This window comes from Actinomadura pelletieri DSM 43383 (assembly GCF_003634705.1).
Classification (GTDB): Bacteria; Actinomycetota; Actinomycetes; order Streptosporangiales; family Streptosporangiaceae; genus Spirillospora; species Spirillospora pelletieri.
Window position 1 is genome coordinate 595100 of record NZ_RBWU01000004.1, and the last position, 25789, is coordinate 620888.

The 25789-nt window shown below is 73.1% G+C and carries 26 protein-coding genes and 1 pseudogene; 10 read left to right on the top strand and 17 right to left on the bottom strand.

Annotated elements, in window-relative coordinates:
• Window position 1: 1 nt before the first annotated feature.
• Window positions 2-1645: a thiol reductant ABC exporter subunit CydD gene (cydD, locus tag BZB76_RS35330; RefSeq protein WP_121436263.1), complete on the top strand. Its 1644-nt coding sequence runs from the start codon at window positions 2-4 to the stop codon at window positions 1643-1645.
• Between the two features lie 35 nt (window positions 1646-1680).
• Window positions 1681-3414, top strand: a complete 1734-nt coding sequence (gene cydC / locus BZB76_RS35335) for a thiol reductant ABC exporter subunit CydC (RefSeq protein WP_246007079.1) — start codon at window positions 1681-1683, stop codon at window positions 3412-3414.
• Between the two features lie 207 nt (window positions 3415-3621).
• Here the strand turns inward: cydC and pdxR are convergent, their stop codons facing one another.
• Complete coding sequence (gene pdxR, locus BZB76_RS20760; RefSeq protein WP_121436016.1) at window positions 3622-5112, bottom strand: MocR-like pyridoxine biosynthesis transcription factor PdxR; 1491 nt, start codon at window positions 5110-5112, stop codon at window positions 3622-3624.
• A gap of 29 nt (window positions 5113-5141) precedes the next feature.
• Here pdxR and BZB76_RS36710 point away from each other — a divergent pair.
• Both BZB76_RS36710 and BZB76_RS35950 read left to right on the top strand, forming a co-directional pair.
• Window positions 5142-5522: pseudogene (locus tag BZB76_RS36710) on the top strand (class I SAM-dependent methyltransferase); the annotation flags it as partial.
• Between the two features lie 47 nt (window positions 5523-5569).
• A complete protein-coding gene (locus BZB76_RS35950) occupies window positions 5570-5995 on the top strand; it encodes a methyltransferase domain-containing protein (protein ID WP_246007081.1) in 426 nt (141 codons plus the stop codon).
• A gap of 134 nt (window positions 5996-6129) precedes the next feature.
• Here BZB76_RS35950 and BZB76_RS20770 read toward each other — a convergent pair whose 3' ends face one another.
• From BZB76_RS20770 to BZB76_RS20815, 10 genes are all read right to left on the bottom strand, one after another.
• Entirely contained in the window at window positions 6130-6513 is a 384-nt protein-coding gene (locus BZB76_RS20770) for a gas vesicle protein K (RefSeq protein ID WP_121436017.1), read from the bottom strand.
• A complete protein-coding gene (locus BZB76_RS20775; RefSeq protein ID WP_121436018.1) occupies window positions 6510-6734 on the bottom strand; it encodes a gas vesicle protein in 225 nt (74 codons plus the stop codon). The genes BZB76_RS20770 and BZB76_RS20775 overlap by 4 nt, the downstream gene beginning before the upstream one ends.
• Complete coding sequence (locus tag BZB76_RS20780; RefSeq protein ID WP_121436019.1) at window positions 6731-7594, bottom strand: GvpL/GvpF family gas vesicle protein; 864 nt, start codon at window positions 7592-7594, stop codon at window positions 6731-6733. The genes BZB76_RS20775 and BZB76_RS20780 overlap by 4 nt, the downstream gene beginning before the upstream one ends.
• Window positions 7595-7596: 2 nt before the next feature.
• Window positions 7597-8040, bottom strand: a complete 444-nt coding sequence (locus BZB76_RS20785; RefSeq protein ID WP_420534803.1) for a gas vesicle protein — start codon at window positions 8038-8040, stop codon at window positions 7597-7599.
• Window positions 8041-8046: 6 nt separating this feature from the next.
• Window positions 8047-8307, bottom strand: coding sequence for a gas vesicle protein GvpO (gene gvpO, locus BZB76_RS20790; protein ID WP_121436020.1), 261 nt, complete (start codon window positions 8305-8307; stop codon window positions 8047-8049).
• Window positions 8304-8540 carry a gas vesicle protein GvpG gene (locus BZB76_RS20795; RefSeq protein ID WP_121436021.1) on the bottom strand — a complete coding sequence of 79 codons (237 nt, stop codon included), beginning with the start codon at window positions 8538-8540 and terminating at the stop codon, window positions 8304-8306. Before BZB76_RS20795 ends, gvpO begins: the two co-directional genes overlap by 4 nt.
• A gap of 5 nt (window positions 8541-8545) precedes the next feature.
• Window positions 8546-9385: a GvpL/GvpF family gas vesicle protein gene (locus tag BZB76_RS20800; protein WP_121436022.1), complete on the bottom strand. Its 840-nt coding sequence runs from the start codon at window positions 9383-9385 to the stop codon at window positions 8546-8548.
• A 2-nt stretch (window positions 9386-9387) separates the two neighbouring features.
• The gene (gvpJ, locus tag BZB76_RS20805) at window positions 9388-9822 is read right to left on the bottom strand and encodes a gas vesicle protein GvpJ (RefSeq protein ID WP_121436023.1); all 435 of its coding nucleotides are present in this window, start codon (window positions 9820-9822) and stop codon (window positions 9388-9390) included.
• Between the two features lie 175 nt (window positions 9823-9997).
• On the bottom strand, window positions 9998-10318 hold the full coding sequence (locus BZB76_RS20810; RefSeq protein ID WP_121436024.1) for a hypothetical protein: 321 nt from the start codon (window positions 10316-10318) through the stop codon (window positions 9998-10000).
• A gap of 19 nt (window positions 10319-10337) precedes the next feature.
• Window positions 10338-10967 (bottom strand): hemerythrin domain-containing protein, encoded by a 630-nt coding sequence (locus tag BZB76_RS20815; protein ID WP_170180688.1) that lies wholly within the window; start codon window positions 10965-10967, stop codon window positions 10338-10340.
• A 179-nt stretch (window positions 10968-11146) separates the two neighbouring features.
• Here BZB76_RS20815 and BZB76_RS20820 point away from each other — a divergent pair, with 179 nt between their 5' ends.
• Window positions 11147-13438 carry an ATP-binding cassette domain-containing protein gene (locus BZB76_RS20820; protein WP_121436026.1) on the top strand — a complete coding sequence of 764 codons (2292 nt, stop codon included), beginning with the start codon at window positions 11147-11149 and terminating at the stop codon, window positions 13436-13438.
• A 255-nt stretch (window positions 13439-13693) separates the two neighbouring features.
• Here BZB76_RS20820 and BZB76_RS20830 read toward each other — a convergent pair whose 3' ends face one another.
• From BZB76_RS20830 to BZB76_RS20840, 3 genes are all read right to left on the bottom strand, one after another.
• A complete protein-coding gene (locus BZB76_RS20830) occupies window positions 13694-14194 on the bottom strand; it encodes a MarR family winged helix-turn-helix transcriptional regulator (protein ID WP_121436028.1) in 501 nt (166 codons plus the stop codon).
• Between the two features lie 707 nt (window positions 14195-14901).
• A complete protein-coding gene (locus BZB76_RS20835; protein WP_246007082.1) occupies window positions 14902-16170 on the bottom strand; it encodes an MFS transporter in 1269 nt (422 codons plus the stop codon).
• A 148-nt stretch (window positions 16171-16318) separates the two neighbouring features.
• Window positions 16319-17107: an MBL fold metallo-hydrolase gene (locus BZB76_RS20840; protein ID WP_121436029.1), complete on the bottom strand. Its 789-nt coding sequence runs from the start codon at window positions 17105-17107 to the stop codon at window positions 16319-16321.
• A gap of 85 nt (window positions 17108-17192) precedes the next feature.
• Between BZB76_RS20840 and BZB76_RS20845 the strand changes: the two genes are divergently transcribed.
• On the top strand, window positions 17193-17792 hold the full coding sequence (locus BZB76_RS20845; protein WP_121436030.1) for a CGNR zinc finger domain-containing protein: 600 nt from the start codon (window positions 17193-17195) through the stop codon (window positions 17790-17792).
• 831 nt (window positions 17793-18623) lie between these two features.
• Here BZB76_RS20845 and BZB76_RS20855 read toward each other — a convergent pair.
• A complete protein-coding gene (locus BZB76_RS20855; RefSeq protein ID WP_121436266.1) occupies window positions 18624-19019 on the bottom strand; it encodes a RidA family protein in 396 nt (131 codons plus the stop codon).
• 138 nt (window positions 19020-19157) lie between these two features.
• Here BZB76_RS20855 and BZB76_RS20860 point away from each other — a divergent pair, with 138 nt between their 5' ends.
• Window positions 19158-20159, top strand: a complete 1002-nt coding sequence (locus BZB76_RS20860; RefSeq protein ID WP_121436032.1) for a helix-turn-helix transcriptional regulator — start codon at window positions 19158-19160, stop codon at window positions 20157-20159.
• 792 nt (window positions 20160-20951) lie between these two features.
• Here BZB76_RS20860 and BZB76_RS20865 read toward each other — a convergent pair.
• Window positions 20952-21710 (bottom strand): MarR family transcriptional regulator, encoded by a 759-nt coding sequence (locus BZB76_RS20865; protein WP_121436267.1) that lies wholly within the window; start codon window positions 21708-21710, stop codon window positions 20952-20954.
• Between the two features lie 225 nt (window positions 21711-21935).
• On the opposite strand from BZB76_RS20865, the gene BZB76_RS20870 reads away from it, so the two are divergent.
• On the top strand, window positions 21936-22907 hold the full coding sequence (locus tag BZB76_RS20870) for an ATP-binding cassette domain-containing protein (protein ID WP_121436033.1): 972 nt from the start codon (window positions 21936-21938) through the stop codon (window positions 22905-22907).
• Window positions 22904-23677, top strand: a complete 774-nt coding sequence (locus tag BZB76_RS20875; protein ID WP_121436034.1) for an ABC transporter permease — start codon at window positions 22904-22906, stop codon at window positions 23675-23677. The genes BZB76_RS20870 and BZB76_RS20875 overlap by 4 nt, the downstream gene beginning before the upstream one ends.
• A gap of 452 nt (window positions 23678-24129) precedes the next feature.
• On the opposite strand, the gene BZB76_RS20885 is transcribed toward BZB76_RS20875, so the two are convergent.
• Window positions 24130-25053, bottom strand: a complete 924-nt coding sequence (locus tag BZB76_RS20885) for an EamA family transporter (RefSeq protein ID WP_147449486.1) — start codon at window positions 25051-25053, stop codon at window positions 24130-24132.
• A 114-nt stretch (window positions 25054-25167) separates the two neighbouring features.
• Between BZB76_RS20885 and BZB76_RS20890 the strand changes: the two genes are divergently transcribed.
• Complete coding sequence (locus tag BZB76_RS20890) at window positions 25168-25635, top strand: Lrp/AsnC family transcriptional regulator (RefSeq protein ID WP_121436037.1); 468 nt, start codon at window positions 25168-25170, stop codon at window positions 25633-25635.
• Window positions 25636-25789: the final 154 nt, after the last annotated feature.

Consider the following 25789-nt stretch of genomic DNA (forward strand, 5'->3'; position numbering starts at 1 on the left):
GGTGAAGGCTGTGGAGCGGCGGTTGCTGCGGTGTGCGCCGCGGTGGGTGCTGGTGGCGTTGGGGGTTTCGGCGGCGGCGCAGGGTGCGCTGGTGGTGGCGCAGGCGGAGTTGCTGGTGCGGGCGGTGGTGGGGCTGGACGCGGGTCCGTTGCCGTGGCTGGCGGGTGCGGTGGCGGCGCGGGCGGTGCTGGCGTGGGTGGTGGGGGTGGTCGCGGGTCGGATGGCCGCGGGCGTGAAGCGGGGGCTGCGGGTGGCGTTGACGGGGCGTCCGGCGGGTGACGCGGGGGCGCGGGTGACGTTGTTGACGCGGGGGTTGGACGCGGTGGACCCGTTCTTCACGGGGTATGTGCCGCAGTTGCTCGCGGCGTGCGCGGTCCCGGTGATCGTGTGGGCGCGGCTGGTGACGGTGGACCGGGCGTCGGCGGTGGTGGTGTTGGCGACGGTGCCGTTGGTGCCGGTGTTCGGGGCGTTGGTGGGGATGCGGACGGCGGCGTTGACGGGACGGCAGTGGGGGCTGTTGCGGCGGCTCGGCGGGCATTTCCGGGACGTGCTGGCGGGGTTGGGGACGTTGCGGTCGTTCGGGCGGGCCGGGCATCAGTCGCTGGTGGTGCGGGAGTTGGCGGACGGGCACCGCCGGGCGAGCGTGCGGGCGTTGCGGGTGGCGTTCCTGTCGTCGCTGGTGTTGGAGTTGGTGTGCGCGTTGTCGGTGGCGTTGGTGGCGGTTCCGGTGGGGTTGCGGTTGTTGGCCGGGGAGATGGTGCTGTCGGCGGGGTTGCTGGTGCTGGTGTTGACGCCGGAGGCGTATCTGCCGTTGCGGGCGCTGGGCCAGAGGTTCCATGCGAGCGCCGAGGGCGTGGCCGCCGCGGAGGAGGCGTTCACGGCTCTGGAGACGCCGGAGACATCGGAGGCGTCGGAGGCGCGCCCGGCGGGTGCGCGGCCGGTGCTGCGGACGCCGGCGCCGGGCGCTCCGGAGCTGGAGTTGCGTGAGGTGACCGTGCGGTATCCGGGGGCGAGGGAGCCGGCGCTGGAGAAGGTGTCGTTGCGGGTGGCGGCGGGTGAGCGTGTCGCGGTCACGGGCCCGTCGGGCGCCGGGAAGTCGACGCTGCTGCTGGTGCTGGCCGGGCTGGTCGTCCCCGACTCGGGTCGGGTGCTGGTGGACGGGGTGGACGTGGCGGAGCTGGACCCGCGGGCGTGGCGGGCGCGGGTGGGCTGGGTGCCGCAGCGTCCGCACCTGTTCGCGGGGTCGGTGGCCGACAACGTCCGGCTCGGTGACCCCGACGCCGACGACGCGCGGGTGGTGGAGGCGGCGCGGGCGGCGACCGCGGCGGAGTTCGTCGAGGACCTGCCGGACGGGTACGCGACGGTGCTCGGTGAGGGCGGCGCCGGGTTGTCGGCGGGCCAGCGGCAGCGGCTGGCGGTGGCGCGCGCGTGGCTGTCGGGGGGTTCGGTGATGCTGTGGGACGAGCCGACGGCGCGGCTGGACCTGCGCAGCGAGCGGGCGCTGGTGGAGGGCGCGGCGCGGTTGCTCGCGGGGCGGACGGCGGTGTTGGTGGCGCATCGTCCCGCGTTGGTGGGCGTCGCGGACCGGGTGGTGCGGGTGGAGGGCGGCCGGGTCGCCGGTGACGTGCGGGGGGCGGCGGCGTGAGGCGCGGCGACAGAAGTGGAGGCGGGAGCGGGGGCGTGTGGGGTGCGGTGCGACCGCACGCGTGGCGACTGGTGGCCGCGGGGCTGGCCGGGGCGGCGGCGGAGCTGTGCGGGTTGGGGCTGGTCGCGGCGGCCGCATGGCTGATCGCGCGGGCCGCGCAGCAACCGGAACTGGCGGCGCTGTCGGTGGCGATCGCGGCCGTGCGGGGTCTGGCGTTGGCGAAGGGATCGCTGCGGTATGTGGAGCGGCTGGCCGGGCACGACGCGGCGTTGCGTGCGCTGGCGGAGCTGCGGGGCCGGGTGTTCGACGCGCTGGCGGCCGCGCCGCCCCCGTCCTCGCCCCCGCCCGCGTCCCGGTCGGGGGGCCGGTCGGGGGGCCGGTCGGGGGTGCGGGACGGTGACGCGTTGACCCGGATGGTGTCGGACGTCGAGGCCGTCCAGGACGTGCTGCTGCGGTGCGCGCTGCCTGCGGTCGCGGCGGTGGCGTGCGGCGCCGCGGGTGTGGTGGTGTGCGGGCTGGTGTGGGCGCCCGCGGCGGTGGTCCTGGCGGGCGGCCTGCTGGTGGCGGGCGTGGTGGTGCCGGTGGCGGCGGCCACGGCGGGCGGCCGGGCGGCGGCGCGGGTGGCCGCGGGACGGCGGGCGCTGGCGGTGCGGGCCCTGGACGTGGTGGAGGGCGCGGCGGACCTGGCGATGTTCGGCGCGTCGGAGCGGTTCGCGGCACGGGCCGGGGACGCGGCACGGCGGCTGGAGCGGGCCGAGCGGTCGGCGGCGCGGGTGTCGGCGCTGGTGACCGCGGCCGGTCACGTGGTGCAGGGCGCCACGGTCGCGGTGGTGCTGTGGGCGGCGTCGCGGGCCGGCGCGGGGGTGGACGAGGTGGACGCGGCGGTACTGGCGTTGACGGCGCTGGTGGCGGTGGAGTCGGTGTCGCCGCTGGCCGCGGCGGCGCGGCGGCTGCGGGAGGTGTGGCCGTCGGTGCGGCGGGTCCAGGCGGTACTGGCCGCTCCCCCGGCCCCGGGGCCGGCGCCGGCGCGGGCGTCGCGTGGGCCGTTGGAGGTGGAACTGCTCGGCGTGCGCGTCTCCTACGGGGCGGGTCGGGCGCTGGACGGGGTCGACCTGCGGGTGGAGCGGGGACGGCGCGTGGCGGTGGTCGGGGCGAGCGGCGCCGGGAAGAGCACGCTGCTGGCGGCGGTGGCCGGTGACGTGGCCGTCGAAGCGGGCGCGGTGGTGGTCGGCGGCCGGACGGTGGACCGTGACAGGCCCGGGGAGGTGCGGGGGCTGCTGCAGGACGCGCACGTGTTCGCCGGGACGGTCCGGGCGAACCTGCTCCTGGCCTGCCCCGACGCGGACGAGGAGCGGTTGCGGGCGGCGGCGGGGCGGGCGCGTTTCCTGGAGGTCGTGGAGTCGCTGCCCGACGGGTGGGACACCGTCGTCGGCGCGGGTGGTCGGGGCCTGTCGGGCGGGCAGCGGCAACGGCTGCTGCTGGCACGGGCGCTGCTCGCCGACCCGCCGGTCCTGGTGCTGGACGAGCCCACCGAGGCACTGGACCCGGCACTGGCGGACGCGGTGGTCGAAGAACTCCTGACCCGGCCGGGCGGAGGGACGTTGCTGCTGGTGACACATCGGCTCGCGGCACTGGGCGCCGCCGACGAGGTGGTGGTCCTGGACCGGGGCCGGGTGGTGCAACGCGGCCGGCACGAGGACCTGCTGACGGTGCCGGGCGCCTACCGGGACCTGTGGGACGCCGAGACCCTCGCCGCGGGCACCCTGTGACCCCGTCCCGCCTCGCCCGCCCGCACTCGTGGTCGCGCCCGCCCCGGCGACACACGGCCCGCGATGAGCCGCCGCCACCGGGCCGCCCGGGTCCGCAGCGCCCGGCGACGCCCGGGTTCGGGCTGGCGTCGTGTGCGGGGAGGTGCGGGTCTGAACGGGCGGCCCGGCGGGGTTGCGCGGCGCCGCCTTGAGTGTTCTCGCGCCCGGTCAGTGCAGGTCGCGGAGGGCCCGGCCGAGGGCGGCGACTCCGTCGGTGATGTCGGAGGCCGCCACGGCGGCGTAGCCGAGGACCAGTCCCGGCGGACACGGCCGCTGCGCGTGCCACGACAGCGGGTGGACCTTGACGCCCTGGTTCAGGGCGGCCGCGGCGAGGTCGGTGTCGCGGAACCGGCCGGTGAAGGTGACGGTGAGGTGCAGCCCGGCGGCGGTGCCGTGCACGGCCGCCCCCGGCAGGTGCGCGCCGATAGCGGTGATCATGGTGTCGCGGCGTCGGCGGTGGCGGCGCCGCGCCAGCCGCAGGTTCCGTTCCATCTCGCCGGACTCCATCAGTTCGGCGAGGACGAGCTGCGGCAGTGCCGCGTTGCCGAGGTCGGCGAAGCGTTTCTCGTCCACGATGGCGTCCAGATGGGCGGGCGGGGGCAGCAGCCAACCGGTCCGCAGCGCCGGGGCCAGCAGTTTCGACACGCTGCCGGTGTAGAAGACGCGGTCGGTGAGCAGGGACCGCAGCGCGGGGGCCGGGGGCCGGTCGTAGCGGTGTTCGGCGTCGTAGTCGTCCTCGATGACCAGGCCGCCGTCCGCGGCCCAGGCCATCAGGTCGCGGCGGCGGTGTCCGCCGAGGACGGCGCCGGTCGGGAACTGGTGGGCGGGGGTGAGCAGGACGGCGGGCGCGGCGGTGGCGCGCAGCGCGTCGACGCGGACGCCGTCGGTGTCGACGGGGACCGGTGGGGTGCGCATGCCCCAGTGCCGCAGGTGCTGGCGGACGCCGAGGGAGCCGGGGTCCTCGACGGCGACCGTGTCGACGCCGTCGCGGGCCAGGACGCGGGCGATGAGGCCGAGGGCCTGGGCGGTGCCCGCGACGATGACGATGCCGTCGGGGTCGGCGCGCAGGCCGCGGTTGCGGGCGAGCCAGTGGGCGGCGGCGGCGCGCAGGGGCGGGGCGCCGCGGGGGTCGCCGTAGCCGAGGGCGGAGGCGGGCAGGGCGCGCAGCACGGTGCGTTCGGCGCGTTGCCAGGCGGCGCGGGGGAACGCCGACAGGTCGGGGACGCCGGGGGTCAGGTCGATGCGGGCGGACGCGCCGCGCAGGACGTCGAACACGTCGGATCCGGGACTGCCGGGGAAGGACATCCCGGCCCCGGCGGGATCGATGGGACCGGTGGGAGGGGTGGGTGTGCCGGCGGTGAGGGGGGCGGCGACGACGGTGGTGCCGGCGCGGCCGCGGCCGGCGATGTGACCGTCGTCGACCAGGCGCTGATAGGCCTCGGTGACGACGCCGCGTGAGACGCGCAGGTCGGCGGCGAGGACACGGGTCGCGGGCAGGCGGCTGCCGACGGGCAGGCGGCCGTCGGCGATCGCGGCGCGGAGCCGTCCGGCGAGCCAGTCCGACAGGCCGCCGGGCGGCGCGTCGGCGGGGTCGAGTTGCAGGAAGTCCGACCCCCGCGATACGGACCTGTCGGATCCATCCGGATTGGACCTGTTCACCGGACCATTGTGCGGCCACGGTGGCAGGCATGGAAACAGCGACGACGATCACCGCCGGGGGAACCGAACCCCCCGGCGGATATGTCCACGGATACTCGGGTCGGGAGGCGCGGCGACTGGGCGACCAGGCCGACGCCCTGGCCGACCTGCTGCACGAGGGGACCCGCTACCCGGCCGGGAGCCGGGTCCTGGAGGTCGGCTGCGGTGTCGGCGCGCAGACGGCGCATCTGCTGGACCGCTCCCCCGGCGCGCACCTCACGGCCGTGGACGTGTCCCGGGAGTCCCTGGAGCAGGCCCGAGCGCGGGTGGCGGCGTCCCACCCCGGGGCGCAGGTGCGGTGGCGGCACGGCGACCTGCACGACCTGCCGTTCCCCGACGCCGCGTTCGACCACGTGTTCGTGTGCTTCGTCCTGGAACGTCTCCCCGACCCGCGGGCCGCGCTCGCGGCCTGCGACGGGTGCTGCGGCCCGGCGGCACCCTCACCGTCATCGAAGGCGACCACGGGTCGGTGTTCCTGCACCCCGACAGCACGCACGCCCGCGCGGTCGTCGCGCACCTGGTCGCGTTGCAGGCCGCGGCGGGCGGCGACCCGCTCATCGGGCGGCGGCTGGCGCCGCTGCTGGCGTCCGCCGGATACGACCGGGTCCAGGTGTCCCCCCGGACGGTGTACACCGACCGGTCCCGGCCCGCGCTCGCGCGGGCATTCACCCTGGACACCTTCACCGCGATGGTCGCGGCCGTCCGCGACGCCGCGGTCGCCGCCGGGTTGACCACGCCCACCGACTGGGACCGTGGCATCGCCGACCTGCGCCGCGCCGCCGCACCGGACGGCACGTTCCACTACGCGTTCTTCAAGGGCGTCGCCGTCAACCCCGACCCCTGACCCCGCTCGATGCGCCCGGGCCGGTGGGTCGCCGGTGGGGCGATCGTCGGGAGTCAGCGCCGCCGGTTCGCCGCGGCTCCACAAGAACGGCGTGAACGGCGTACCGGACGGGCCGTGAGGGGCCGCTGGGGCGGTCAGTCCGGCAGCAACGGGCCCAGCGGCCCCAGGTCGAGGTTGAGGTCGTGGTCGTCCAGACCGAAATGGTCCTTGAGCCGGGTCATGGCCTCGTCCAGCCGCATCAGCGCCAGCCCCAGCGCCTCGATCTGCTCGTCGGTCAGGTCGCCGCCGTCGGCGCGGCGCAGCGCCTGCCGTTCCATCAACTGCCGGATCAGCTCCACCAGGGTCAGCACCAGCTTCACCAGGTCCCGCTCGACCGTCTCGGGGTCGGTCTGCAGCCGCCGCAACGTCGGCGCGGGACGCTCGAACGGATGCGGGGACGACGACCCCGGCACCTGCCCGGGCAGCTGCTCGGACGGGTGCACGTCGGGCGGGTGCACGGAGGTGTCGGGTCGGGTCATGGCGGGTCCTCCTGTCCTTCCTGCTCCGGGAGCAGCTCGTCACGGACCGTGGTGATCAGCGCCCGCAGCGACACCTGCACCAGGTCGACGCCCGCGATGGAGATCACCAGGTCGCCGACGATGACGACACCGCCGGCCAGCAGCCGGTCCAGCAGGTCGACCAGCGCGATCCGCTCCGCCGGGGCGCCGGTCCCGTTCTCGTGGTGCAGGACGGCGGTCACCGGTCCTCCGGCTCCCGCGCGGGCGTGGCGTCGGCGGTGTCGATGAAGGAGTACGGCGGCCACGGCCCCGTCACCTCCACCTCGATGCCCGCCAGCCGCTCCCCCGCCGCCCGCGCCACCGCCAGGAAACCGTCCGTCTGCTCCTCGTCCAGCAGGTAGGCGGCGTTGAGGATCTGGACCCCGGGACGTCCCGACAGGCGCGGATCCTGCGGCGGGTGATGCCGGAACGCCACCGCGTGATCGGCGAGTTCGGCGTGCACGTCACCGGCCCGCGCGGCGGCCTCGCGTCCGGCGTCCTCGCGGCGGCGACGCTCCCGCCGACGACGCTGGAGATACGCCGCCCCCGCCCCCGTACCGCCGGGCCCGGGGACGGATTCGGCGACGGACTCGGCGGGCCGGTCGACGGTGTCGGCGGCGGCGCGCGGCGGCTCGGGGACGGTGTAGGCCTTCACGCCCCACTCGGCGCGGCCCTCGACACGGTCCAGCACCTCACCGAACCGCGCGCCCTGCGCCGTCAGCACCTCGGCGACCCGCGCGTCGTCACGGTAGATCGTCGCGATCCGGACCGGCGCGGTCGGCGCGGCCCGCGCGGCCCGGTCCACCACGTCGTGGTGGGCGCGGGCGGTGGCCTCCAGCCATCCCAGGTCCTCCAGGTTGGCGCGCAGCGCCGCCTCCCCGTAGTCGGCCAGCCGCACGGTGCTGACCAGCGCGGTCAGGCCGTCGGCGACGACACCGCGGACCCGCGCTCCCGCGACCCCGTGCGCGTCGCGCAACGCGGTCGGGTCCAGGCCGCGGGTCACCCCGTACAGGTAGACGGCGGTGCCGTCCGCCCGGTCACCCGCCTGCGAAGTACCGGTCATGATCAGGGCTCCTTCCCCTGCTCCGCGACCCGTCGCCGCTCCGAGTCCTCGGCGGGCTCCGCGGCGGTGGCGGCGCCGGACTCCAGCGCCGCCAGCCGCTCACGGAGCCGCCGGTTCTCCTCCACCAACTCCCGGTCCGCGGCGCCCTCGCCGGCGCCGTCGCCGGCGCCATCACCGGATACGGCGCGCCCGGCCTTGGACGACAGCGACGGGTCGTGCTCCCACCAGTCGATGCCCATCTCCTTCGCCCGGTCCACCGACGCCACCAGCAGCCGCAGTTTGATCGTCAGCAGCTCGATGTCCAGCAGGTTCACCCGGATGTCCCCGACGATCACGATGCCCTTGTCGAGGATGCGTTCCAGCAGGTCCGCCAGGTTCGCCGGCTGTCCCTCACCGGGCATCGACCGGGCGGCCGACCGGCCACCGGCCCAGGAGATATCACTCACGGTGTCTCAGTCCCTCCCCACCCGTCCCCGGGTGTAGCGGCGGACGCGACGGTAGGCGACCAGCTCACCGTCGCCGTCCACCTCGGTGTCGTAGACCGCGAGGATGTCGGCGGAGTCGGGGATGCGGTGGGTCTCCACGACCTCCACCGTGACGCGCCAGCCGCCCTCGTCGGCGCGCTCCATTCCCACCACGGACTCCGCGCGCCGACCGGTCATCGCGGTGACGTGCTCGACCGCCCGTTCGGCGGCCCGGGACGCGGACATCATCGCCGGGCGCGGCCCTCGTTCAACCGCCCAATGAGTTCCTCCTCCCGGGCGGCGGCCTCCTCCTCGGTGATCTCACCGGCGGCGGCCTGGTCGGCGATCGCCTGCATCTCCGCGGCGATCCGCCCCGGGTCGTACAGTTGCGCCTCGGCCTGCTCGGTCAGCGTCTCCGCCAGCCACACCACCCCGCGCACGGGCGCCAGCGGCAGCGTCACCAACCCGGTGAAGAACCCCATCGCCCCTACACCTCGGGGACGAAGTCGTAGGGCGGCAGCGGCCCGACCAGCCGGAGCCGGACCCGGTCGGCGTGGGCGCGGCCCAACTCCTCGACGGCCTCCTCGAACTCGGCGCGCCGGTCGGTGGCCACCAGGAACGAGGCGTCCAGGACGTCCTCCTCCCGGACCGGGGGCTTGGGCGAGACCGCCTCGGCGGCCGGGGCCGCGGCCTCCAGCAGCACCTGCCCGTCGGTCTCGCGGCGCCGCGTCACCGCCTGCGCGATCAGCTCACCGAGCCGGACCCGGTCGTAGTACACCGCGTCGGCGATGTCGGGCGGCACCTCCCGCAGCCGCCGCGCCAGCTCGGCGATCTCCGGTTCGGCCTCCATGATCTCGCGGAGCACCGTCTCCTGGACGTAGGTGGCCTTCAGCCGCAGCTCCACCCGGCCCTCCAGCCGGTCCAGCGCCTCGGTGAACCGGGCGATGTTGTCGGCCAGCAGTTCCTTCTCCACGGCGGTGGTGTCGGTCAGCGCCGACCCGAACCGGAACGGCAGCACCACGGTCCCGGCCTCCACCAGCGCGTTCAACACCCGCTGATGCGCGATCAGATCGGCGCGCTCACCGAGCGCGCGATCCGCCGGCAGGTCACTGACGATCGCGGCGCACGCGCCACCGCCGTCCACCAACCTGACCGGGTGATCGTCGAGACCGGTGACATCGGCCGGGAGCGCCGCGCCCGACCGCGTCACCCCGTACACGTACTGCGGGCCGTGCCCGTCGGCCGACGCCGCACCGGACTCCGCCGCGGACTGCGACGCGGGCTGCGACGCGGGCTGCGACGCGGATCCAGGTGTGGGGGTCGTCATCGTCACTCGTCCTCCTTACGCCGGGACCGGCGCCGCGAGGACTGCTCTTCCTTGTCGGAGTCCTCATCGTCGCCGGAGTCGCCGAAGGTCTCCTTGAGCCGTTCCGAGGCGCCTTCGAGCGCCCCCTTGGTCTTCTTCTTGGCGCCCGACTCCTGCATGCCGTCCAGGACCTGCGGCAGGCCCTGCGAGGTGCCGTCGTGGGCGATGTCGAGCCGGTTCACCGCCTCGGCGAACCGCAGGTAGGTGTCGACGCTGGCGATCACGATCCGCACGTCCACCGTCAGGATCTCGATGCCGACCAGCGACACCCGCGCGTACAGGTCGATGACCAGACCCTTCTCCAGGATCAGGTCGACCACGTCGGCCAGGCTGCTGCCCGACCCGCCGCGTTGGACGTAATTGCTGCCCGAAGTCTGCTGGGCTACAGGCCCAGTCATCTCAACTCCTTCATCGGGGGTGTTCGTCTGGGGTTGAAGCAACCTCGGGTGTACCCGTCACGAGCTGCCTAAACGGGTCGTCGGAATTCGGTCACGCGACCGTCAAGGCCACACGCCCACGCCCAGAACGACCAAAAGCCGCCACCGACCGGGCCCACGGGACCGATGCCCGCCCTCAGCCGAGGGCGGCCGCGCCCTGCCCCTGAGCCTCGGCGAGTTCCCTGACCATGCCCGACTCGCCCCTCCAGGCGGACAGGCCGATCGGGTCGGGAGCGCCGTAAGTCTGCTGCGGTCGCCGCCGCGCCGCGGTGGCCCTACCGAAGCCGGTGACGAGTCGGGAGGTGCGGTGGACGGCCGGGCGGGGGCCGTCGGACACCCGCACGTTCCGCACTCGGGTCACATCGGCGACTACACCGCCCGGCTCACCGCCGGAGTCGCCGTCCCCACCCTGCTCACCCTGCTCATCCTCCGGCTCCCACCGCTCGAGCGCCCGCATCGGACACGGGCGCGTCCGCTCACCCGCTCCACAGGCGCCGCTTGCGGTAGCGGGGCTCCCACGTCACCCGGTTCAGATCCCGCAGCGGCTCCGGCAACGCCGCCAGGAACCGGCTCCGCTCGATCGGCGCGATCCCGTCCACCACCCACGGGACGAACGTCGGCGTCCTGGCCTCGCACCGCCGCCCCGCCTCCACGGCGAACGCCTCCCACTCCTCGGCCGCCAGCACCGACTCCGCCAACGGCAGCACGCCCGTCGCCTCGTGCCGCACATGCGCCTCCAGAGCCGCGCGCAGGTCCCGCACCGCCGACGGCAGATCCCCGCCGTCCCGCATGACCGCGTCGACCCGGCCGATCAGCGACCCGATCCGGTCGTTGTCGGCGCGCAGCACCGTCAGCACACCCCGCTCGGCGCGGCGGTCCCCCACCGCCCGCTCCACCCGCGGCCACAGCACCCGCTCCGTCAGCTCCTGGTGCAGCCCGAACAGGTCCTTGAAGTTCTCCCAGCCCGCGCGGACGTGCGACGCCCGGCCCTTGCCCGCCGCCGCGGCCGCCGCGAGCCGGTCCAGGTCACGACGGAAGGCGTCGTGCGCGCCACGCAGGATGGTGTCGTACGTCCTGCCGCGCTGCCGGATCACGAAAGCTCCCATACCTGTATGAGCCCTCCACGACCTCGGATGTGACATCGCGGGCGCGACACGAGACGCACATCACACCCGCCCCCCGCACGCGCACCCGGACGGGCCCGGCGGAGACGGTCACGACACCCCGCCCGATGCCATAAGGTACCTAACTGTTTATGCCGTATAGTATTTAGCGAGGAGCCAGCATGCCACTGCCGTCCGCCGCGGGCACGGCCGCCGACGCCCACGACGTCATCCAGGTCCGCGGCGCCCGGGAGAACAATCTCGCCGGCATCGACGTCGACGTCCCCAAACGCCGCCTGACCGTCTTCACCGGGGTGTCCGGCTCGGGCAAGTCCTCGCTGGTCTTCGGCACGATCGCGGCCGAGTCACGGCGCCTGATCAACGAGACCTACACCGCGTTCGTCCAGGGGTTCATGCCGAGCGTCGGCCGGCCCGACGTCGACGCGCTGCGCAACCTCAGCGCCGCCATCGTCGTCGACCAGGAACCGATGGGCGCCAACTCCCGCTCCACGGTCGGCACCGCCACCGACGCCCACGCCATGCTGCGGATCATCTTCAGCCGCCTCGGCGAACCGCACGTGGGCACCTCCACCGCGTTCAGCTTCAACAACGCCGAGGGCATGTGCCCCGCGTGCGAGGGCCTCGGCCGCGCCTCCCGCATCGACGTCGACCAGATCGTCGACCGGGACCTGTCACTGAACGAGGGCGCCATCACCGTCCCGAACTTCGGCGTCGGCACCTGGTACTGGAAGATCATCGCCGGGTCCGGGCTGTTCGACCCCGACCTGCCGCTGCGCGACTACACCCCCGCCCAGTGGGACGACCTGCTCCACAAACCCGCCACCAAGATCAACAGCGGCGGGTTCAACACCAGCTACGAGGGCGTCCTGGTCAAGGTCAAACGCCTCTACCTCGACCGCGACACCGAGACGCTGCAACCCCACATCCGCGCGTTCGTCGACCGCGCCGTCACCTTCAGCGCCTGCGGCGCCTGCGGCGGCACCCGCCTGGCCCCCGCCGCGCTGTCCAGCCGCATCGACGGCCGCAACATCGCCGACTGCGCCGCCATGCAGATCGACGACCTGGCCGACTTCGTCCGCGGCATCGACGACGCCTCCGTCGCGCCCGTGGTCGCCGCCCTGCGCGACACCCTCGACTCCCTCGTCGAGATCGGCCTCGGCTACCTCAGCCTGGACCGCGAGTCCACCACCCTGTCCGGCGGCGAGGCCCAACGCGTGAAGATGGTCCGCCACCTCGGCTCCAGCCTCACCGACGTCACCTACGTCTTCGACGAACCCACCGTCGGACTCCACCCCCACGACATCGCCCGCATGAACGACCTGCTCCTGCGCCTGCGCGACAAGGGCAACACCGTCCTGGTCGTCGAGCACAAACCCGAGACGATCGCGATCGCCGACCACATCGTCGACCTCGGCCCCGGCGCGGGCGCGGACGGCGGCCGGATCTGCTACACCGGCGACCTCGCCGGCCTCCGCGCCTCCGGCACCCTCACCGGACGGCACCTGGACCACCGCGCCCGCCTGCGCGGCGACGGAACCAAGGTCCGCGAACCGTCCGGGCACCTCACCGTCAAAGGCGCGTCCCTGCACAACCTCAAGGACGTCGACGTCGCATTCCCCCTCGGCGTCCTCACCGTCGTCACCGGCGTCGCCGGATCCGGCAAGAGCTCCCTCGTGCACGGGTCACTGCCCGGCCGCGACGGCGTCGTCGTGGTCGACCAGACCCCCATCCGCGGATCACGCCGCAGCAACCCCGCCACCTACACCGGGCTGCTGGACGCCGTCCGCGCCGCGTTCGCCAAGGCCAACGGCGTCAAGGCCGCCCTGTTCAGCGCCAACTCCGCCGGCGCGTGCCCCGCCTGCAAGGGCATCGGCCTGACCTACACCGACCTGGCGATGATGGCCGGAGTCGCCACCGTCTGCGAGAAATGCCAGGGCCGCCGCTACACCGACGAGGTCCTCACCTACACCCTGCGCGGCAAGAACATCAGCGAGGTCCTGGCCATGCGGGTCGACCAGGCCCGCGAGTTCTTCACCACCGGACAGGCCCGCGCCGTCCTGGACCGCCTCGCCGCCGTCGGACTCGGCTACCTCGGCCTCGGACAACCCCTCACCACCCTGTCCGGCGGAGAACGGCAACGCCTCAAACTCGCCATCCACATGGCCGGCGAGGCCTCCGTGTACGTCCTGGACGAACCCACCACCGGGCTCCACCTCGCCGACGTCGACCAACTCCTGGCCCTGCTCGACCGGCTCGTCGACGACGGCAACACCGTCATCGTCATCGAGCACCACCAGGCGGTCATGGCACACGCCGACTGGATCATCGACCTGGGCCCCGGCGCCGGAGCCGACGGCGGACAGATCGTTTACACCGGCACCCCCGCCGACCTCGTCTCCGACGCCGACACCCTCACCGCCCGACACCTACGCGCCTACACCACCCACCCCTGACCCGCACCAGCCCGGAAACGCGACGCCCCGGACGGCGGAACGGACACCGCAGGCGACAACGAACTCGTCCTGCGGGTCGGCCTGGACGGGGACGCCTCGTTCGCCGACCTGGTGTCCCGGGTCCGCGCCGAGCGACTCGCCCTGCTCGACCACCGCGACCTGCCGTCCGAGCGGCTCCCCGTCGCTGACGAGCGTCGGCGAGGAAGCCGCGCCCGGCGGGCGCCTCTCGCGCCGGGCAAGCGCGTTCCGGACAGGTCAGTCGAGGGAGGTGTCGCCCAACGACTCCAGCAGCGTCCGCAGCGCTCCCGCCAACCGTTCCCGCTCCGCCGGGTCCAGCGCCGCCAACAACCGGTCCTCGTTGGCGGCGTGCAGACCCACCAGCTCGTCCACGATCCGCAGGCCCTCCGGCGTCAGCCGGACCCGAACCGACCGCCGGTCACCGGTGTCGCGGACCCGCTCGACCAGCCCCTTGGCCTCCATCCGGTCGATCCGGTTGGTGATCGCCCCGGAGGTGACCATCGCCGCCCGCAACAACTCGCCCGCCGTCAACTCGTACGGGGCGCCGTGGCGGCGCAGTGTCGCCAGCACGTCGAACTCCCACGTCTCCAGCCCCCGCTCGGCGAAGAAGTCCTTCAACTCCCGGCGCAGCAGCTGGTTCGCCCGCGAGATCCGCCCGACCACGCCCATCGGTGACACGTCCAGGTCAGGCCGCTGCCTGCCCCACTGCGCCAGGATCGCATCCACCGCGTCGGCCATGGACCCACCTCCATCCACAATCTCAACGTTGTGAATATCAACAACGCGGGCTCACCGCTACGAGCCGCGCGGGCGTAAAGACCGCCCAGAGCCCGTGAGTGATTCCGAGGCCCCAGGTGAAGGCGTCGACGGCCGGGGCGATGTCCACTCGGCCGGTGTAGAGGGGACCCCCAGATGCTCCTGCATGGCCGGCAGCGGGTCCCGTCAGACGGAGTGCGGGCGGTCCGGGAGCCGACGGAGAGGGGCGGTGGTCACCTACGAGGCGGCCTGAGTAGGGCAGGTCGCCGAGGAGGCGATCCACGGGGCGGTGCAGTCGAAGGACGACCCGGCCGAACTGATCGATGTGGCAGGTGAGGAGCCGGTCCGCGCACGCTGCGAACCGCGCGGACACGCCGGCGATTCCCACCACGACGGCCCAGGCGCTCCGCGCCGAGATGAACATGGGTTCAGCTGGTGGCCGGGCGCCTGGACGTGAGCGGACGGTCCCGCCCGGCTGGGCCGCCGGTGGTCGACCGGTCAGCCGGCGCAGCGAGCTAGTCGACGCCGCCCCACGCGGGGTCTCGGAAGATGCGCGGCCGAACTCGCCGGTGAGTTTCGCGCACACGATCGCGACCGAAGTCCGCGATGGCGTGATGACCATGCCTTGGCCTCCGCTCCACAGTCGCCCGGGGCCCAGGTGTCCCTCCGGCGGTGCGTGCGATGACTGTTCATCGGACGCGGGCGGTGACGACGGTCGCCGGCACGATGGCCAGTGCCAGGATGCCGCCGCCGATGGCCAGGAGTGGGTAGCCGGCAGCGGCGACGACGAGGCCCGAGGCCATGCCGCCGGTGGCGCCGGAGATGGCGATGGCGACATCGACCAGGCCCTGCGTCTTGGCGCGCGTGGCCAGCGGAACGGCGTCGGTGACGATCGCGGTGCCGCTGATGACACCGAAGTTCCAGCCCAACCCCAGCAGCGCGAGGGCCACCACGAGCGCAGCGACGGAGCCGCCGGGTGCGTTGGCCGCGACGATCCCGGCGGCGAGCAGGGTCAGCCCGGAGGCGGCGGCGATCGTGAGTCGGCCATAGCGGTCGACGAGCCGGCCGGTCAGGGGCGAGGGCAAGTACATCGCGCCGATGTGGACGGCGATGACGAAGCCGGAGGCGCCGGCGCCGTGGCCGTGGTCGCGCATGTGGACGGGCGTCATCGTCATGATCGCGACCATGACCAGTTGGGTGAGCACCATGACCAGCGCGCCGACCAGCATGCGGGAGCGGTGTCCTTCGACCGCCGGGCGCGGTGGGTCGGCGGCCTTGCCCGGCAGCGCGCGCGCCGCGGCGACGCGCTCGGCCTCCAGGGCGCCGGCCAGCAGCAACGGGTCGGGGCGCAACCAGACCACCAGGATCAGGGCGGCCAGCACATAGACGGTGCCGGCGAGCAGGAACGGCCCGGCCAGGTAGGGGATGCCGAGGGCGTGAGCGAGGTCGCCGGTGGGTGCGGTGAGACTGGGGCCGACCACGCCGCCCACGGTGGTGGCGACGAGCACGGTGGACACCGCGCTCGCGCGGCGCGCGGGAGACGCCAGATCGGCTCCGGCGTAGCGGGCCTGCAGGTTGGTCGCCGCACCGGCCCCGTACACGAACAGCGAAAGGAACAGCAGGACGGCGTCGTCGGCGACGGCCGCGACGATGACACCCGCGCTGCCGACAGCACCGGCCAGATACCCGGCGGCCAGACCGGGGCGGCGGCCACGGGCCTGAGAGACGCGTCCGACGGCGAGGGCCGCCAGCGCGGAACCGGCGGTGCCCAGGGCACTGGGCAGACCGGCAAGACCGGTCGAGCCGAGCATCTCCTGCGCCAGCAGGGCACCGACGGTCACCCCGGCCGCCAGGCCGGCGCCGCTGAGAACCTGAGCGGCGACCAGGACGATCAGGACGCGCCGCTGCACCTGGCGATGCGGGAGGTCCTCGGCCCAGGCGGGCACGGTGTCGGTCACAGGAGAATGTACCTTCAACAGGCCAAGAGGCGTGAACCGCCCGGACCGCGCCGCCGGCGCCGTCCTCGACGGGGCGCGAACGACGGGCAAACGGCGTCGACGGACCGGGCGGCCACCACTCCGGGCGGCCACGACTCCGATCAGCCCGTCAACCCTGGTCCCCGAAGTCCAAACGGTCGATCAACCCGGCGGCGGTGAAGGCGGCCACCAGTTCGTCCCGACCCTCGGTGAAGTGCGCCCAACCCTCGTAGTGGACGGGAACCACCCTGCGGGCGCCGAGGATCGCGACGGCCTCGGCGGCCTGGGCGCTGGTGAGGACGAGGGGCGCGCCGTCGAATCGGACGGCGAAGCGCGGAGCCCCGGCGAAGAGGATCGTGGTGTCCACCGGACCGAAGCGCTCGGCGACCTGCTTGACCGCGTCCAGCGAGGCGTTGTCGCCGCTGACGTAGATCGTGGGCAGCCCTTCCCCGGTCAGGACGAATCCAACGACCTGGCCGGCGATCGGTTCGACCTCCTCGCGTGCCCCGGGCCCGTGGATGGCGGGCACGCCCGTCACGGTGAGCGTGCCACCGCCGGGACGATCCAACTCGATCGACTCCCAGTCGGTCAGGCCCCTGGCCCCGTTCCCCAGACGTTGCCCGCCCCCGGGTGTGGTGAGGGTGAGGGGGACGTCCGCGAGCAGTGCCCGGCCGGAGTGGTCGAGGTTGTCCGGGTGCTGGTCGTGAGAGAGCAGAACCACGTCGATCCGGCCGAGGTCGCCCGGTGCGGCGGAGGACGGCGCGAGCTTGGTCAACTGGCCACCCGGCACGGGGTAATCGCGGGGAGGGTCGAACGTCGGGTCGGTCAGGAACCGCAGGCCACCGTACTCGAAAAAGGCGGTCGGGCCGCCCAGGACGCGGACAGGGATCTGCTCGGTCGTCGTGTTGGCACTGGCCATTCGGCACCTCACGGATGAGAAGTGGTTTATCCGTGAAAAACGTACTGGTTTCTCACGGACGAGCGCAAGCCGTACCATGAGAACCATGAGTGACGCCCTGACCGCCGAGCCCGCGCCGCAACCCGCGCCGGGGGCGGAGGACCATCTCGCCCTCGACTTCGTCAACACCGTCCTCGCGCGGCCCGGGGGACAGCTCATCGATCTCCTCGACACCCCCGCGGCGACGAATCGGTGGCTCACCGAACGCGGCCTCGCTCCCGCCGACGCCGGGATACAGGAGATGTGCGCGACGCAACTGCGCTCGCTGCGTGAACACATCAGGGCATTGTTCGTCGCCCATGTCTCCGGGCTGCCCGCCCTGCCCACGGCCCTGTCCGCCGTCAACGACGCGCTGAGCAGGGCCCCCACGGCCGCCCTCCTGTACTGGGACGAGAAGACCGGCCCCTACCGGGCGACCCCCTGCCCCACCAACGAGATCCTCGACCGCGCCCTCGCCACCCTCGCGGCGAACGCGGCCGACCTCCTCACCGGCCCCGACGCCGAGCGCCTCACCGCCTGCGGTTCTGCCCCCTGCAGGCGCTACCTGCTGCGCCACGGCCGCCGCCACTGGTGCTCCACCCGCTGCGGCGACCGCGCCCGCGCCGCCCGCGCCTACGCCCGCCGCACCCGACCGAACACAGACTGACGAACGCAGACCGACGAACGCAGACCGACGAACGTCCCCCGCCCGGACACCCGGACGCTGGAACACCCGGACGCGGAAACTCGGCCCCGGGAGCGTGCGTCCGATCGCGCTCCGCCCCCTCCTGGACGCCGGTGGCACGGTCGGTGGTGGCGTCGGGCCACAGCAACCTCGACGCCTGGTCCATCGACGGCACCGCGATCGACGACCGCGCACCGCCGGTTCCGCCGGTTCCGCCGGTTCCGGCGCGGCCGGTCAGGTGGCGGGTTCGGATGGGTGACGAACCCGGCGCAGTGACCGGCGGCGACGCGCAGGGACGGAACCGGTCGACCCGCCCGCGCGCCGCCGCATCGGATCGCGTCGGGGCCGGAACGTTCGAGCGGCGGGGGCTCGTACGGGCCTCCATCGCCCGCCAGACCGACCTCCACGCCGAGCCCCGTCGCGGCCACAGGAACGTTGGTCGACACGCCGACTCCCCCACCGGACGGTAAGTGACGGCGGTTCCGAACGTTCCCGTCGCGATAGCGCGCAGCACCTTCGCCGACCGTCCGACAGCCGCACAGCCCATCGGAATGCTCGCAAGCTCTCATCCGCCGCCTGGGCGCGGCCCACGGCGCGCGGCTCCTCCAAATCGAGGATGTGGTCGTCGGGGGGTGCCGGGCGACACGTGCGGCCACCCGGCCGGCGGCGTCCTCGCGCGTTCCGACGAGCCGCAGTAGGGGTGGACGGCAAGGGGCGCGCGCCGTCCAGCGGGGCCGCCGGACGGCGCGCGCAACGCGGCGGACCGGGCTCGGCATCGCCGGGCCCGGTCCGCCGACGCCCATCGAGCAGCCGTCAAGCGACGGCGGTTCCTTCGAGTTCGACCATCAGGTCGGGGATCGCCAGCCGGGTCACCCCGAGCATCGTGGTGGACGGCGCCGCCCCCGCGGCGCCCAACCGCGACGCCAGCACCCCGTAATGCTCGAAGAGCCGGTCGACGTCGGTGGCGTAGACGTTGAGCCGGACGAGGTTCGCCAGGGACATGCCCGCCTCGGCGAGCACGGCCTCCACGTTGTCCAGGCTCAACGCCAACTGCGCCGCCATGTCACCGATATGCTGGGGCTTTCCGTCGCCGCCCATCGCGGCCTGCCCCGCGCAGTACAGGGTCCGGGTGTGCCCGGAGACGACCTCACCCTGGTTGTAGCCCAACTCCACCGACCACGCCCACGGGTTGACCGCCGTCCGCTCCATCACCACACCTACTCCATTCGTTTCCTCGGCCATCGTCCGAGCCCGCCGGCCCAGAAGCCGACGCCTCGTCCGTCACACCGACAACCCTCCCAACGAATCACGACATCTCTTGTCGTGTATTTCTGTAGGGTTTCGCGTATGCGCGCCGACCGGCTCGTCTCCCTGGTTCTGCTGCTGCGGCGGCACGGTCGGATGTCGGCGCCCGCGCTGGCCCGCGAACTGGAGGTGTCGACCCGCACGGTCCTGCGCGACATCGAGGCACTGTCCGCGGCGGGAGTCCCGGTCTACGCCGAACGCGGCCGACACGGCGGTTTCACGCTGCTCCCCGGATTCCAGACCGAGCTCACCGGACTGAACCACGACGAGGCCCTCGCCCTGCTGGTCGCTGGATCACGACGCGGCGCGCAGGCGTTCGGACTCGGCTCCGCGCTCGCCTCGGCGATGCGCAAGGTCGTCGACGCGCTCCCCGAAGGCCACCGCGCCACCGCCGCCGACGCCGCCGAACGACTGCTCATCGACCCCGACACCGACCTCCTCTCGCGCCGTTCCGTCCCCGACGAGGTTCCCGACACCGTCGTGGCCGAGGTCCGACGCGCCGTGCTCGCCGGACACAAGCTGCGCATCCACTACGCCGCGGTCGACCAGCCCCCCACATGGCGCACGGTGGACCCGATCGGTCTGGTCACCGTGCGCGACCAGGGCTACCTGCTCGCCACCAGGTCCGGCTCGGACCGCACCTACCGGTTGGCGCGAATCCGGGCCGCCGAGGAACTCGACGAACCCGCGCAACGCCCGGACCGGGTCGACCTGGACCGGGCCTGGCAGGAGCGCGGCACACGGTTCCGGACCGGCGGCGACCAGGTCACCGTCCTGGTCCGGGTGAACCCGGCACGCCGCGGGGAACTGGTCGACACCGCGCTGACCGTCCGCGCCGAACAGACCGACGCCGACGGCTGGCTGAGGTTGGAGGCGACCTTCCAGGATCCGAGACACGCCACGTGGGCGCTGTGGCAGCTCACCACGCACGCCGAAGCACTGTCCCCGCGGTGGCTGCGCGACTCCCTGCGCGCCCGAGCCACCGCGATCGCCGCCCTCTACGACCCGCCACCAGAACCCACGCGACCGGGCACCCAGGACTGAGTTCGCCCCACCCGGCAGCGCCCATGCCCTTCGACACCAACGGCAGACGGCGTCTCGAATCCGGTGCGAGCAGGCAGGTCGAGGAGTTCGGCATCGACGATGTCGACACCCTATGCGGAGCGGCCGGTGGCGGGGCTACCCGCCTCACGAGCGCGTCGACGCGTCGGCGCTGATGCCGGACGGCCGGGCGGTGAGACGGCGGGACAGTAAGGCGGGGGTGACGCAGGGCGGCGCCCCCCGGTCCGCCACTCGCTGACGCGGGTGCGGGCGACGGCCTTCCGGACGATCCAGCGGGTCCGTACCGCCTCGGCGAGCGTGTCACGCACCGGGCCCGGAGCGGGACGCGCGGGACTCGATCAGCGAATGCTCGGGCAGCACCACCGGCGACGCGGCGCACCTCTACGCACTCCCCCACGCCGTCCTCGCCCCCCGTCCGCCCACGACGGGTCCCCTGGCCAGCGGGGAATCGATGTCAACGGACCGGACGGGCCGGGCCCCGCGATTCCATGTGACGTGCGCGCCCCCGTCCGATCACCGCCTCCGTCCGCCGCACCCGTGGCGCGGACGGCGGCGACATTCGCGGGGAAGCTCCGCAGCTCCCCGGAAAGGGCCGACCAGCATGCGGTCTCCGAGCGCGGTGCACCGGACGAGGGCGACGCTCACCCCGTCGGCGGGACGGGCGCGGGCGCGCACGCGCAACGTCCCTTCGGCTCCGGTGCCCCACCGCCTCCGCCAGGTGCTGGATGGACGCGCCGCCGCCATCGGATCCGTGATGGGCGAGGGGACGGTCCTCTACTCGCGGTCCGCTGGACCCGGCTCGGTGGTGCTGGTCGAGGTCCTCTCGGGCCCGCCGTGGAGGACCTCGCGGGCCTGTTCGGCGGCGCGGACGGTGCCCTCGCTGACGATTTCGAGGAAGCGGGCGGTCCTCTCCAGGCGGACGGCGGCGGGGGTGTGCCCGCCGAGAACGTCGGCCCCCTGCCGGGCGGTCTCGATGATCTGGGTGAGAGATCGGATGGTGGCCGTCATCGACCGGAACCAGATGTCGTCGTCGACGATGTAGCGCTCGCGGCGTCGTTCGTCGCGTTCACGGCGGACCAGGCCCTGGCTCTCCAGGAACGTGATCGCCTTGGAGATGGACGCCGGGCTGACCCGCAGCCGCCGGGCAAGTTCGGCCGCGGTGAGGCTCCCGGTGTCGGTGATGGTGAGGCAGGTCAGGACTCGGGCCGTCATCTTCGGCAGGCCCGACGTCATGAGGACGGTGGTGAAGGTCTCCGCGAACTCGCTCACGGCCTCCGCGTCGCGTCCGTGCGCCTGGGGAACCGGCTCCGTCCCCCGGGACGACGCGGACCCGCGCCGGCGGGCCCGGAGTTCGGTGGCGCGGTGGGCCAGGTCGGCGCGGTACGCGGCCGGGCCGCCGTTCCGCATCACCTCACGGGTGATCGTCGAGGTCGGACGGTCGAGGCGGCGGGCGATCTCCGCGTAGGCGAGGCCGTCGGCCACCCCCACCGCGATCTGTTGACGCTCCTGCTGGGTGAGTCGGCCTCCCGGCACCGCGACCTCCTTCATGATGACCTCCACCGCCCGCAGCCTAGCGTTCCCCCACAGCTCATTGCAACATGGCGAGCACCTCTTCATTGCACTGAGCTGACGCTTATCGCAACGATTTCAAGTGTATGACCTGCAATAACTCCTTCTCTATGCAACGACTTCGTTGCGCGAACATGAAAAGCAACGTAGCTTTTCCGTTGTTGGAAATATCGGCACGGAAGAGGCGAGATGGAGAAGTTCGTCACAGAGCCGCCGACGGGCGACGCGATCACGGCACGCGGGCTGCGCAAGTCCTACGGCGACAAGGTCGTCCTGGACGGGATCGACCTGACGGTTCCGCGGGGCACGGTCTTCTCCCTGCTGGGGCCGAACGGGGCCGGCAAGACCACGACGGTGCAGATCCTGTCGACCCTGATCCGGGCGGACGGCGGCGAGGTGACCGTCGCGGGCTTCGACCTGACGCGTCGGGCCGACGACGTCCGCGGCGCGATCGGGGTCACCGGCCAGTACTCCGCGGTCGACAAGCTGCTGACCGGCGAGGAGAACCTGCGGCTCATGGCCGACCTGAAGCACCTGCCACGCCGGGAGGGACGGCGCCGGGCGGCCGAACTCCTCGACCGGTTCGACCTGGCCGAGGCGGCGCGCAGACCCGCCTCCACCTACTCCGGCGGGATGCGCCGGCGACTGGACCTGGCGATGACCCTGGTCGGCGACCCCGAACTGATCTTCCTGGACGAGCCCACCACCGGCCTGGACCCGCGCAGCCGCCGCTCCCTGTGGCGGATCGTGCGGGAACTGGTCGCCGGCGGCGTCACCATCTTCCTCACCACCCAGTACCTGGAGGAGGCCGACGAACTCGCCGACCGCATCGCCGTCCTCGACCAGGGACGACTGATCGCCGAAGGCACCGCCGAAGAACTCAAGCGCCGCATCCCCGGCGGCCACGTGGCGCTGCGGTTCACCGGCGACGACGCGCTCAACGGCGCGCTCGGCGCGCTCGGCCGGGGTTTCGTGGACCCGGCCGACGACGACCGGCTCACGCTGCGGGTCCCCTCCGACGGCGGTGTGGCGTCCCTGCGTGAACTGCTCGCCGTTCTCGACGCCGCGGGCATCGAACCGGCCGACCTCAGCGTGCACACCCCCAACCTCGACGACGTCTTCCTCACCCTCACCGGTCAGCACAAGGAGGCCACCCGATGAGCGCCCTCACCCTCGCCGCACGTGACTCCTCCACCATGGTCCGACGCCAACTCAGGCGCCTGGTCCGCTACCCGTCCATGACCGTGCAGCTGATCCTCACGCCCGTCGTCATCCTGGTCGTGTTCGTCTACGTCTTCGGCGGCGCGCTCGGCGACGGACTCGGCGGCGGACGCGACGCCTACGTCGACTACGTCGTCCCGGGCGTCCTGCTCATGGCGGTGGCCACCGCCGCGACCGGAACCGCCGTCATGGTCGCCACCGACATGACCGAGGGCATCATCGCCCGGTTCCGCACGATGCGGATCTCCCGGGCCTCGGTCCTCACCGGCCATGTCGTCGGCGCCGTCGTCCAACAACTGCTCGGCATGGCCGCCGTGATCGGCGTGGCCCTGGCCATGGGCTTCGACCCGAACGCCACCATCGTCGAGTGGCTGGCCGCGGCCGGGCTGCTCACCCTGTTCGTCATCGCGGTCACCTGGCTGTCCGTCGCTCTCGGAATGAGGTCCTCGACCCCCGAGGCCGCCAGCAACGCCCCCATGCCCCTGATCCTGCTGCCCTTCCTCGGCAGCGGGTTCGTCCCCACCGACTCCATGCCCGCCGTCCTGCGCTGGTTCGCCGAGTACCAGCCCTTCACCCCCGTCATGGAGACCGTCCGCGGCCTCCTGCTCGGAACCCCCATCGGCAACAGCGCCGCCATCGCCACCGCCTGGTGCATCGGCATCGCCGCCGTTTCCTACCTCTGGGCCAGGCACACCTTCAACAGACCGTGAACCGCCTCACCAGGACCGTCGCCCCGGCGCGACAGGGGGCGTAGATATGGGTCGGATCGAGGTCCGGACGGGTCATCCCCGGCAGGCACATCACCAAGGCCACTCCGGACGGGACCTCACCAGACATGCCCAAGGCAGTAGGTTCGACGCTCTCGGCGAACCCGAGAATCTGCACGTGCGTGAGGCCGGGGTCGGCGATCCCGGCCTCGACGAGATGCGGATCCGCGTCGACGCGATCGCCTCACCCGGGCCGAGCCCCGGACATGACCGGTTTCGCCTTCGGCGACACCATCGGCGTCGTTCCCGCCTGATCGCCACCGCCGCCGAGCGGCTGGACACCGTTCTGAGCGGGTGGCGCTCTAGTGATCGCGCGTCAACGTTCCGGCCGGTAGGACAGGGTCCGGCGCAGCCGCAGGTCGACGGCCGTTCTTCGAATGCACACGCGCGATCGGTCATCGGGCGGACTTCTCCTCGGCGGGCGCTGGGAGGACGGGCCGCGGCGTTCGCGTGATGGCCTTGCTGACGTTGAGGACCACCGCCGCGATGATGACGGTTCCCCCCAGGACCAGGTTGGCGGTGAGGACCTCGTCCGCGAGCAGGGTCCCGAGCGCGACGGCGACCATCGGGTTGACGTAGGCGTAGGTGGCGACCGTGTCGGTGGGCAGGTGGGCGATGGCGTAGACATAGGCCGTGAACGCGATCATGGAGCCGGCGACGATCAGCCAGAGGAGACCGACGATGGACCGGGTGGTGATCGCCGCGAAGTCGAGCCGGGCGAACTCGCCCGTCGCCGCGGCGGCGATGATCAGCACCAGCCCACCGGCGAGCATCTCCAGTGACGTCACCACCAACGGATGCGACGGCAACGGCAGGCGGCGGGAGCACACCGAGCCCGCCGCCCAGCACACCGACGCGAACAGCACCACACCGGCGCTCAGTACGTCCACGCGGGCACCGGGACCGCCGATCAGCACGGCGACGCCGACCGTGCCGAGCGAAAGCGTCAGCACCATCGTGCCCGTGACCCTCGTCCGGGTGACCGCCGCGTTGATCAGCACCATCCAGACCGGCACGGTCGCGACGATGAGCGCGGCCGCGGCGGAGTCCAGGCGGGTCTCGCCGACACTGAGCAGGCCGTTGCCGCCCACCAGCAGCAGCACGGCGACGATCAGCACCGAGCGCAGCTGCCGCGCGGTCGGGCGCCCGGCCCCGCGAGCGTGCCGCGGGCCGACGAACGCGAACATCACCAGCCCTGCCGTCAGGAACCGGACGCCTGCCATGAGCAGCGGTGGGATCGTGTCCACGGCCTCGCGGATCGCCAGATAGGTGGACCCCCACACGATCCACACGGTGAGCAGCGCCAGCCACGCGACCACCGGCCGATGATTCAACTGAGGGGCAGCGGACACAATGCCTCACTAACTAAGGCGAAATCGACATAACGCTTTTGAAAGATTAGGTTGATCTTCCATGAAGGGCAAGTTCTCACCATGAGCAGACAGCTGGACGAGGTGGATCGGACGATCCTGCGGGAGATGACGTCCGACGCACGGCAGACCATCCGGGCGCTCGCCGCGACCGTGAGGCTCTCGGAGCCGTCGGTGCGCGACCGCCTGCAACGCCTGGAGCGCGACGGGGTGATCACCGGCTACCACGCGGCCCTGGATCCGGCGAGCGTGGACGCCGACACGACGGCGTTCGTGGCGCTGCGTTTCACGATGTCGGCCAAGGAAGAGGTCAACGCGGCGCTCGCCCGCGACCCCCGTGTCCTGGAAGTGCACGAGGTGGCGGGCGAGGACTGCTACTGGCTGAAGGTGCGCGTCGCCGGAACGGGCCCGTTGGCGGACACGCTCGACCACATCCGCGCGATCCCCTCGGTGACCGGGACCAGCACCACCATCGTGCTGCGCACCGTCTTCGAACGCCCGCTGGGCGTCGACCCCTCAGCCCCCGGGTGAGCGCACACGCCCAGCCCGCCCACCCCGCCGACGCCACCGCCCGGGAAAGGCCCCGGGCGGGCACCGGCCGACCGGTGCGTCGAGTTCGACACGGCCCCTTCCCGACGCGGCTGCGAGGCCGCTTCGTCTGACCAAAATCTGGGAGGTGGCCGCC

Bases quoted from the DNA above. Each gene is read 5' to 3' on its own strand.
- BZB76_RS20770 (WP_121436017.1), bottom strand. From the start codon at position 6,513: ATGACCCGACCCGACACCTCCGTGCACCCGCCCGACGTGCACCCGTCC.
- BZB76_RS20780 (WP_121436019.1), bottom strand. From the start codon at position 7,594: ATGACCGGTACTTCGCAGGCGGGTGACCGGGCGGACGGCACCGCCGTC.
- gvpO (WP_121436020.1), bottom strand. From the start codon at position 8,307: ATGATGTCCGCGTCCCGGGCCGCCGAACGGGCGGTCGAGCACGTCACC.
- BZB76_RS20795 (WP_121436021.1), bottom strand. From the start codon at position 8,540: ATGGGGTTCTTCACCGGGTTGGTGACGCTGCCGCTGGCGCCCGTGCGC.
- BZB76_RS20800 (WP_121436022.1), bottom strand. From the start codon at position 9,385: ATGACGACCCCCACACCTGGATCCGCGTCGCAGCCCGCGTCGCAGCCC.
- gvpJ (WP_121436023.1), bottom strand. From the start codon at position 9,822: ATGACTGGGCCTGTAGCCCAGCAGACTTCGGGCAGCAATTACGTCCAA.
- BZB76_RS20810 (WP_121436024.1), bottom strand. From the start codon at position 10,318: ATGCGGGCGCTCGAGCGGTGGGAGCCGGAGGATGAGCAGGGTGAGCAG.
- BZB76_RS20815 (WP_170180688.1), bottom strand. From the start codon at position 10,967: ATGGGAGCTTTCGTGATCCGGCAGCGCGGCAGGACGTACGACACCATC.
- BZB76_RS20820 (WP_121436026.1), top strand. From the start codon at position 11,147: ATGCCACTGCCGTCCGCCGCGGGCACGGCCGCCGACGCCCACGACGTC.
- BZB76_RS20830 (WP_121436028.1), bottom strand. From the start codon at position 14,194: ATGGCCGACGCGGTGGATGCGATCCTGGCGCAGTGGGGCAGGCAGCGG.
- BZB76_RS20840 (WP_121436029.1), bottom strand. From the start codon at position 17,107: ATGGCCAGTGCCAACACGACGACCGAGCAGATCCCTGTCCGCGTCCTG.
- BZB76_RS20845 (WP_121436030.1), top strand. From the start codon at position 17,193: ATGAGTGACGCCCTGACCGCCGAGCCCGCGCCGCAACCCGCGCCGGGG.
- BZB76_RS20855 (WP_121436266.1), bottom strand. From the start codon at position 19,019: ATGGAGCGGACGGCGGTCAACCCGTGGGCGTGGTCGGTGGAGTTGGGC.
- BZB76_RS20860 (WP_121436032.1), top strand. From the start codon at position 19,158: ATGCGCGCCGACCGGCTCGTCTCCCTGGTTCTGCTGCTGCGGCGGCAC.
- BZB76_RS20870 (WP_121436033.1), top strand. From the start codon at position 21,936: ATGGAGAAGTTCGTCACAGAGCCGCCGACGGGCGACGCGATCACGGCA.
- BZB76_RS20875 (WP_121436034.1), top strand. From the start codon at position 22,904: ATGAGCGCCCTCACCCTCGCCGCACGTGACTCCTCCACCATGGTCCGA.
- BZB76_RS20890 (WP_121436037.1), top strand. From the start codon at position 25,168: ATGAGCAGACAGCTGGACGAGGTGGATCGGACGATCCTGCGGGAGATG.